Here is a 1,531-nt window from a genome sequence, read left to right on the forward strand (position 1 = left end):
GTGTTCAACCTAAACTGCCCCGCCGGTCCGCCCGAGCTGCGCGATAGCTTCGGCTTCAAGCTGTCGGACGTGAACCGGATCGAAGCGGCGCTGGCGGACGTGGTGCCGATGCTGTGCGAGGAATGGAGGACCATACATGGCGATTACTGAGCAGGAACTGGCGAAAGCCGAAGCGCGCATGGCGGAAACCCGCGCCGCGGGCCATGCCGTGTCCGCTCGCTACGATCGCCGCCGTTCGCGCGTGGTGGTTGCCCTCAACACCGGGATCGAGCTGACCTTCCCGACGCAGCTCGCCGAAGGGCTGGCCGATGCCTCGCCCGACAACCTCGCCGACATTGAAATCAGTCCGGCCGGGCTGGGGCTGCACTGGCCGAAGCTCGATGCGGACCTCTATGTGCCGGCGCTGCTCCAGGGCGTGTTCGGCTCGAAGACGTGGATGGCCCGTCAGCTCGGGGCGGCCGGGGGCAGGGCGCGCTCGGCCGTCAAGGTCGCCGCGTCGCGCGCGAACGGCCAAAAGGGCGGTCGGCCACGCAAGGTGGCATCGGCATAATCAGGGCAGAGCGCGTCAAGCGGTCTCGAATAAGGGCAGCGGCTGAATCGCGCGCGCCGGCACGGGCTGATAGACGCCGATCGTCACCCATTCCGGCGGCCAATCGACCGTCACCGTGTCGCCGGCGATGCGCGTGATCCCTCCGTCCTCGATCTTCGGTGTCGTATTCGCCAGCGATCAGCGCCCCGTCGCTGATCGCGAGATGAAAGTGGTCCTCGTTGCCGTCGAAGGGGACGCACAATTTCATCCCAACGTCGCCGGTGACGCCTAGGCGCCTGGGGAAAGCCGGGTGACGGTGATGCTCATGCGATTCTTCGTCCTGCCTGAACGGCCAGAACACAGCGGGAACAGACATAAAGCTAGGTCGGTTTCCTCGGCGGCAACTTATTCGCAGATTCGCTTAGTCGCTTAGTCTTGATGATATTGTTGAATCAGAGCCGTTTTCTGCTTTCGTTCTCGCCCATCCTGACTCATAGAAATCGTCATGCCGATCGCGCGCGAACATCGCTGGCTTTACCCGATCGACTGGCGCGAGCTGTCCGCCTTCATCCGTTTCGGCCGCGCCAAAGGGCGCTGCGAGCATTGCCGTCGCCCGCACGGCCGCGACGTGCTGCACCTCGGCAATGGTATCTGGTGGGACGAGGACGCCGCGCGCTGGCGCGACGGGCGGGGCAGGGAGATTCGTCGCCTGTCGTCGCCGGACGAGCTGGTGCGCGCGCAACCGGGGTTCGTGGGTATCGACCCGCCCCCCTCGATGCGGGTCACGCGCGTCGTCCTCGCCAGCGCGCACCTCAATCACGATCCGGGTGATAACCGGCCGCGCAACCTCGCCGCGCTCTGCCAACGCTGCCACATGGTCCACGATGCGACCGAGCATCGCCGGCGCCGTTGGCGCAACGCCTTCCGGTTGCGCGCGGTCGGCGACCTGTTCACCTGAACGGTGCTCCGCGCCCAGGTCGGGCCGCAAGGCCCGGCCAGGGG

Annotated in this window: 3 protein-coding genes; all 3 read left to right on the forward strand. The window is 66.4% G+C overall.

Going from position 1 to position 1,531, the window contains the following annotated elements; genetic code table 11:
- Positions 1 to 136: 136 nt before the first annotated feature.
- Complete coding sequence (locus tag AX685_RS10295) at positions 137 to 550, forward strand: DUF2442 domain-containing protein (protein ID WP_066488241.1); 414 nt, start codon at positions 137 to 139, stop codon at positions 548 to 550.
- A 115-nt stretch (positions 551 to 665) separates the two neighbouring features.
- Entirely contained in the window at positions 666 to 821 is a 156-nt protein-coding gene (locus tag AX685_RS22545; RefSeq protein WP_197418565.1) for a hypothetical protein, read from the forward strand.
- 213 nt (positions 822 to 1,034) lie between these two features.
- Positions 1,035 to 1,487 carry a hypothetical protein gene (locus AX685_RS10300; protein ID WP_066488242.1) on the forward strand — a complete coding sequence of 151 codons (453 nt, stop codon included), beginning with the start codon at positions 1,035 to 1,037 and terminating at the stop codon, positions 1,485 to 1,487.
- Positions 1,488 to 1,531 lie beyond the last annotated feature (44 nt).

Origin of the sequence: Sphingomonas sp. CCH9-F2 (assembly GCF_001556735.1) — a bacterium.
Lineage (GTDB): Bacteria > Pseudomonadota > Alphaproteobacteria > Sphingomonadales > Sphingomonadaceae > Sphingomonas > Sphingomonas ginsenosidimutans.